Source organism: Bacillus altitudinis 41KF2b (genome assembly GCF_000691145.1).
Taxonomy (GTDB): domain Bacteria; phylum Bacillota; class Bacilli; order Bacillales; family Bacillaceae; genus Bacillus; species Bacillus altitudinis.
Window position 1 is genome coordinate 407,971 of sequence record NZ_ASJC01000003.1, and the last position, 6,814, is coordinate 414,784.

The 6,814-nt window shown below is 41.3% G+C and carries 6 protein-coding genes; 3 read left to right on the top strand and 3 right to left on the bottom strand.

Going from position 1 to position 6,814, the window contains the following annotated elements; genetic code table 11:
- Positions 1–8 precede the first annotated feature (8 nt).
- The 3 genes from menH to BA79_RS08345 are packed head-to-tail and all read right to left on the bottom strand — an operon-like array spanning position 9 to position 3,977.
- Complete coding sequence (gene menH / locus BA79_RS08335) at positions 9–839, bottom strand: 2-succinyl-6-hydroxy-2,4-cyclohexadiene-1-carboxylate synthase (protein WP_035702153.1); 831 nt, start codon at positions 837–839, stop codon at positions 9–11.
- Positions 824–2,566, bottom strand: a complete 1,743-nt coding sequence (menD, locus tag BA79_RS08340; RefSeq protein ID WP_035702155.1) for a 2-succinyl-5-enolpyruvyl-6-hydroxy-3-cyclohexene-1-carboxylic-acid synthase — start codon at positions 2,564–2,566, stop codon at positions 824–826. The genes menH and menD overlap by 16 nt, the downstream gene beginning before the upstream one ends.
- Positions 2,559–3,977, bottom strand: coding sequence for an isochorismate synthase (locus BA79_RS08345; protein ID WP_017358381.1), 1,419 nt, complete (start codon positions 3,975–3,977; stop codon positions 2,559–2,561). Before BA79_RS08345 ends, menD begins: the two co-directional genes overlap by 8 nt.
- 383 nt (positions 3,978–4,360) lie before the next feature.
- Here BA79_RS08345 and BA79_RS08350 point away from each other — a divergent pair, with 383 nt between their 5' ends.
- The 3 genes from BA79_RS08350 (at position 4,361) to BA79_RS08360 (ending at position 6,716) form a co-directional block, all read left to right on the top strand.
- A complete protein-coding gene (locus tag BA79_RS08350; RefSeq protein WP_017358382.1) occupies positions 4,361–5,299 on the top strand; it encodes a 1,4-dihydroxy-2-naphthoate polyprenyltransferase in 939 nt (312 codons plus the stop codon).
- Between the two features lie 117 nt (positions 5,300–5,416).
- Positions 5,417–6,151: a TraR/DksA C4-type zinc finger protein gene (locus BA79_RS08355; RefSeq protein ID WP_035702158.1), complete on the top strand. Its 735-nt coding sequence runs from the start codon at positions 5,417–5,419 to the stop codon at positions 6,149–6,151.
- 88 nt (positions 6,152–6,239) lie between these two features.
- On the top strand, positions 6,240–6,716 hold the full coding sequence (locus tag BA79_RS08360) for a TspO/MBR family protein (RefSeq protein ID WP_035702161.1): 477 nt from the start codon (positions 6,240–6,242) through the stop codon (positions 6,714–6,716).
- Positions 6,717–6,814 lie beyond the last annotated feature (98 nt).

The following is a 6,814-nucleotide window of genomic DNA, read 5'->3' on the forward strand; positions in this document are numbered from 1 at the left end:
TTCCTCCTCTAATCTTGCGATAAAATAAACTCACTTACTATTTTACCAAAAAAATGTGGTTGTTCCACATGAACTGTATGCCCGGCATGCTCTACTACTGTGAATTGACTGTATTCAAGCGCCTGCTGCATACGTTTGGCGATGTGACAGAACTTTTTATCAAGTGTTCCGCAAATGAGTAAAACAGGCTGTTTTATCTGCTTTAATGCTTCCCACATAGACGGCTGTGAGCCCGTTCCTATACCTTCTAAGCTGCGAGCCAGCCCGTTAGGATCGGCTTTTAGCCTTCCCTCTCTCAGTTGCGTTAGCCTGTCCGCTGGCAAGGATTTCTGCGAAGCAAACAGCGGAATGTTCTCCCAAAAATCCACAAATTGCGCTAATCCTTCATGTCTGATCTTTTGAGCTAGCTGATGATCATGATTCAGCCTCTCCATCCGCTCTTTAAAAGAGTTCAGCCCTGGAGATGTACTCTCAAGAATCAACTTGTTTACTCGTTCTGGATAACGGGAGGCAAATGATAAAGCAATACGCCCTCCCATAGAATATCCGAGAATGTTCACTTTATGAAGCTTTAATTGATCTAAAATCTCAGCAAGATCTGCCAGCTGCTGGGACATTGCATATCTTCTTATACTCTTTGGTGAGTCTGTGCGGCCATGTCCAAGCAAGCTGACCTGAATCAATCTCGTATGTTTTTCTGTATAAGTATTCAAAAAAGCCCAAGAAGCTGTACTCCCTGTAAAGCCATGTAAACATAACGTGGCATTTTCAGCAGATGGGTTATGGTCTATCACCTCATACGCCACACCATCGTGCATTCGTATTATGAGTGAAGGCATTCTTTTTTCACTTCCCTCAATATCTCGTCCATCATTTGGCGATGTTTGCCCACGCGAGAATGCCGGTCAGTTTCAATCTCAATTAAATGAAGCCCTGGTTCTTGGATATGCGCCAAGTACACATCTTTTAACTCTTCTTTCGTTGTCGGCTTCGAATAGGTTCCCCCATATAGCTTTGATGCATACTCAAAATTCAACCCAGTCGGCGTACCAAAGAGCTTTTCATAATACGGTTCATCGGATGCCTGCGGAAGGAAAGAAAAGATTCCTCCTCCATCATTGTTTAACAACACAACCGTGAGCGGAATGTCCATTAGCTTAGCTGCAAGAAGACCGTTCATATCATGGTAAAAAGACAAATCGCCGATGACTAAAGTGATGGGTTGTTTCAAGGCTGCATATGTTCCAAGAGCTGTGGACACAACACCATCAATGCCATTTGCTCCGCGATTCGCCATCATCCGAAACGGTTTTGACTGCGTTTCAAAAAAGGTATCGACATCTCGAATAGGCATACTATTTCCGATAAAGAGCACACTCTCTTTTGGCAAAATGTGCTGCAGCTGACGATACACATTTCCCTCAAATGTCAGGTCCTCATCATTGTATTGATTTGCATGCATTCTAAAAGAAGAATTGACACTCTGCCAGCGTCGTAAATAAGATGTATCCTGACGCTTTTCCGCTCTCATCAAGACTTCTTCTACAAAAGAGGCTGCATGACTTTCAATCATGTATGATGCGCTTAAACCAGGATCTCGATAACCACCCGCAGCATCGACGACAATCTGCTTCACTTCCGCATGCTTTTCCAGCCACTTAAATAAAGGCTTAGACACAGGCATCGGTCCAAAACGAATGACCATTTCAGGCAAGAGATGCTGCTGCAATGCCTCATCTTTTAACAAAGAATCGTATGCATCTATAATGTATTCTTCACTTTCATGTCCATTTCGCAAAAGAGAAAGCGGGTCAGCTAAAATTGGCAGATGCAAAGCTTTTGCAAGACGTAACACTGACGCCTGCTCTTCCGCCGAGTAAAGTTCACCAGCAACAATGATTCCTTTTGCCGCTTTGTTCATGATAGACACTAATTCTGACATAACCCGATCATCCGGACGAGCTTGACCTGTTGCTAAAACTTTGTTCGCAGCTACTTCTTCTCTATCAAAAGGATCAATAGACAAGTCAGGTAGCAATGGTTCTCTCAGCGGCACATTCACCTGAACTGGTCCCTTTGGCTCCTGCATTGACACGTGACTTGCCCTAGCAGCAGCAGTTTGGACATACCGCAGCATCGTTTGGCTTTCTTCTGGCAAGGCTAAGTCTGTGAACCATTTAACAAACTTACCGAATAAGAATTGCTGATCAATCGCTTGAGGTGCCCCAACCTCCCTCAATTCGTGCGGCCGATCAGCAGTTAAAACAATCAGTGGTACCCGGGAATAATGTGCCTCGACAACAGCTGGGTAAAAGTTAGCTGCTGCCGTACCTGATGTACAAATGAGTAGCACTGGTGTTTGGCTCGCTTTCGCAAGACCCAGTGCATAAAAAGCAGCAGACCGTTCATCCACTAACACATGGACATTGATTTCTTGATGAGCAAGAGCGAGCATCGCAAGCGGTGTTGAACGGGAGCCAGGACAAACAACTGCCTCCTTCACACCACTTTGCACAAATTCATCCATTAATCTGCCAATATATCTTGTCATGATTTGATTATTCAATAGGACGACCTCCAAGAGCAGACAGCATTGGTCTTAATTTCACTTGCGTTTCTTCATACTCTTGTTTTGCAAGGGAATCCTCTACAATTCCACATCCAGCAAACAAACGAACTTGGTCTTCCTCAATAAGACCTGATCGAATGGCGACAGCAAATTCTCCATTGTCCTTAGAATCAATCCATCCCACTGGCGCCGCATACCAACCGCGTTTCAACGGTTCGATTTCACGAATCACCTCTACCGCTTTTTCCTTAGGATATCCTCCAAGCGCTGGTGTTGGATGAAGCTGTTCAATTAATGAAAAGAGTGAACAGCTGCTTTTGATTTCTCCCACAATGGGTGTAAATAAATGCTGAATGTTTTTCGTTTTATAAAGACTTGGTTGATTTGGCTTATGCACATGATGGCAGTTTGCTTCAAATGCCTGCTCAATCATATTCACGACAATTTGATGTTCAATCAAATTTTTCTCATCATGAAGCAGTTCCTCACCTAGTGCCTGATCTTCTACTTCATCTTGACCACGTACAATAGAACCTGCCAAACAAGATGAAAAGACTTCACCACCGCTTTTTTTCACTAAACGTTCAGGAGTCGCCCCGACAAATGCTTGTCTTCCCTGCTCTATAGCAAATACATAACTCGTTGTTTGATGTTTTAGTAATTCTGCTAATAGTGGAGCGAGTTCTATTTGATTTTTATAGTGAAGCAAGACTTCTCTTGCTAAAACAACCTTTTCATATTCGTTCACACGAATGTGTTCTGTCGCTTCATGGATTGCTTTCATCCATTCCTGGACATCTAACTCTTCCATATGAACAAGCTCAGCTTGTCCATGATTTCTGACAGGCAATGCATCAAAATTAGAAGCTTTCTGTTCTAACTCTTGAATGAGCTGATGAACATTCCCGTCCACCTCGTTCCATTCATTGATCGTTAGAAACGTGCCTTCTTTTGAAACAGTCAGCATCATCGATGGCACAAAAAAATGAGCCTCGCCAAATGCTTCCCAGTGACGCGCCTTTTCTTCGTATGGATCAAATGAAAATCCTCCAAATAAAAGCGGACCAACTGCCGCTTGCTTTAACTCCTTCTCATCATGAAAATGGAACATATGCTGTTTCAGCTGCTCCCATTCTTGATGGACGATATTGAATCGTTCTTTGCCTTGCTCTGATGATTTAATCACGGCCGCTCTGCCAAGTCCAGAAAATATCATTTGGCTTTCTGGATCAGACCAAAAAAACCGCTCGCCTAAAAAATCCGCTTCGCCGCTTTGGAAAAAGGCAAGAGGATCCAGATCGTCAACTCTTCTGGAGTAGCTTATCAAAACAGCATGGTTGACGTTATTCGCTTCTTCTAATGTCGCAAGCGCTTCCTGCCGGAAAGTACTTTGCACTGTTGTCACCATGATACATTCCTCCAAAATCCATGAAATAACATATAAAAATAAAACCATCATGTAAAAAAATACATGAACATTCGAGTATGTCGAATGACCTGCTTTTCTATTATAAACCTTAACAGATGAACTTAGTAAAGAAAACAGCTTTTAAAACCTCGAATCCTTATTATATCACGCTTTCAAGATTTTTTCGCTCCCGCTTATTGAAATGAGAACATCCCTTAAAAAATGGTAAGACCTGTTCGAAGATCAAGCTTTCTCTCTAGATGGGAACGATTAGCAAACATCTTTTTCTTGTTTCATCGCATCAATATATTGACACCTTTTTGAACTTTGCTAAACTGGAATTTGGACGTGTACGTATTTTTTTATTTAAAGGAGTATATTTTATGCAGCATCAATCGATATCAGATCAGCTTTCACCAATTAAGCCTGATAAAAACTGGCGGATTTGGTGGAATTTACTACGACCGCATACATTAACAGCGGCATTTATTCCCGTTACTTTAGGAACTGTCCTAGCACTTCCGAGTGGTCAAATACATGTTGGGCTATTTTTAGCTATGCTATTTGCATCGATGTTTATCCAAATTGCAACGAACATGTTTAATGAGTACTTTGATTATGTTCGCGGATTGGACAATGAGAAATCTGTCGGTATCGGCGGAGCGATCGTGAGAAACGGTGTAAAACCAAAAACAGTTTTAGGCCTCGCTTATGCCTTATTTGCGCTTTCTTTATTACTTGGGATCTATATTTGCATGATGTCTAGCTGGTGGATTGCACTCATAGGACTAATTTGTATGGCAGCAGGCTATTTTTATACCGGTGGCCCTGTACCAATTGCTTATACACCATTTGGAGAACTTGTATCAGGTGCTTTTATGGGACTAGGCATCATTTTAATTAGTTTCTATATCCAAACAGGAACATTGACATCAAAAGCTGTGCTCATTTCATTACCTATCTCTATTTTAGTTGGTGCCATCTTACTGTCGAACAACATCCGTGATTTAGACGGTGATAAAGAGAATGGACGAAAGACACTTGCTATCCTAGCTGGACGTAAAGCGGCAGTCAACATCCTACTTTCCATGTTTGTGATCTCATATGTACTCATTTTTGTTTATATCTTTATGGATATCGTGGGTCTTTGGAGTCTTCTTGTCTTACTCAGTGTGCCAAAAGCTTATACAGCCATTAAAGAATTTAAGCAAAAAGAAAAACCAATTGAATTAATGAATGCCATGAAGTCGACAGCACAAACCAATACGTTTTTTGGTTTCCTGTTAACGATCGCATTGATCTTACAATATTATCTCGCATAACACGAAACGCCTGCAGCCGCAGGCGTTTTTTATTGAAGAATTGCTTCAAATTGGCACAAGTCTTACATAAAAATTTGCTCATACTAACAATATGTTTGATATGAAAGGGTGATCGCTTTGTTGTCTAAAAACGAATTACATCAGTTGAAGCAGCGACTTCTCGATGAAAAACAAGAAATTGAAGCCAAAAGCCATGATGATGAACAGAAAGTATCATTTCCTTATGATTCAGTGGGCGAACTGTCAGCCTATGATAACCACCCTGGCGACCAAGGGACAGAACTATTCGAACGCGGAAAAGACATTGCCTTAAACAGTTTGGAACATGAGCATCTTTCCGATATCAATGAAGCACTCCAAGCAATGGCAGACGGCTCTTATGGTTTGTGTAAAGTGTGTAAAGCCCCTATTCCTAAAGAACGCTTAGAAGCCCTTCCCATCGCCGTCACATGCACAGAGCATTCAAAAGAACAGACCGTTTCACAAAACCGTCCCATTGAAGAAGATTTATTAAGTCCACCATCAGGGAAATTTGAAAATGAAGAAAGTGCTGCATATGATGGAGAAGATGCCTACCAAGACGTAGAACGCTATGGGAACTCTGATACCCCGTCCGATATGGAATTTCCTCCATTGACATACGATGATGTGTATACACAATCAGAAGATGAAGATTATGTGGAAGACTATGAAGGGTTTGCAGCTGCTGATATTGAAGGAAAAGCAAGTAAGGTCTATCCAAATAAAGCACACGAAGCTTATGAAGAAGCATTAGATGAAGAAGGCGTCATGACGGTGTTTGGTGACTTGAAGCCTTACGAAGAAGATCCTTATACTAAAAAAAATCATTAGTCCCCACATATTGGGGGCTTGATGTTTATATCATGTAATAATTGGGAAATAAGTTGAAGAGTGAATTTGATTGGGAGGAGATTTCTGGATGGCTAAAAAAAGTATCATTTGGGCGGTTATCGTCTTCTTTATTACATACGCATTATTTTCTATTGCAGGGTTCCTGTTCCCTATCGACAGAGAATGGTATGACGCACTAAATAAACCTGAATGGACACCTAGTGGTGGTGTCATTGGTACGGTCTGGGCTATCTTATTCGCCCTCATTTCGTTATCTGCCGCCATCATTTATGCAAAGTACGGTTTTCAAAAAATCACATTACCATTTTGGATTCTGTTTCTTTTAAATTATGTATTCAATCAAGCCTTTAGCTTTTTTCAATTTACACAAAAAGATTTATTTGCAGCTACGATCGACTGCCTGCTTGTAGCACTGACAGCACTCGCACTTGTCATCGTCTCACGTAAACTAAGCAATGTTGTCCCAATTTTATTGATTCCTTATGTTTTATGGGGATTCTTTGCGACATACTTGTCTTATACGATCTATTCCATGAATATGTAAGAAAAGACCGCTATGATGGCGGTCTTTCGTTTTGTGGAAAATAAAAAAGAGGTCTTTATTAGACCTCCAGGCTGTCGAGAAAATCTCGACAGCTTTAT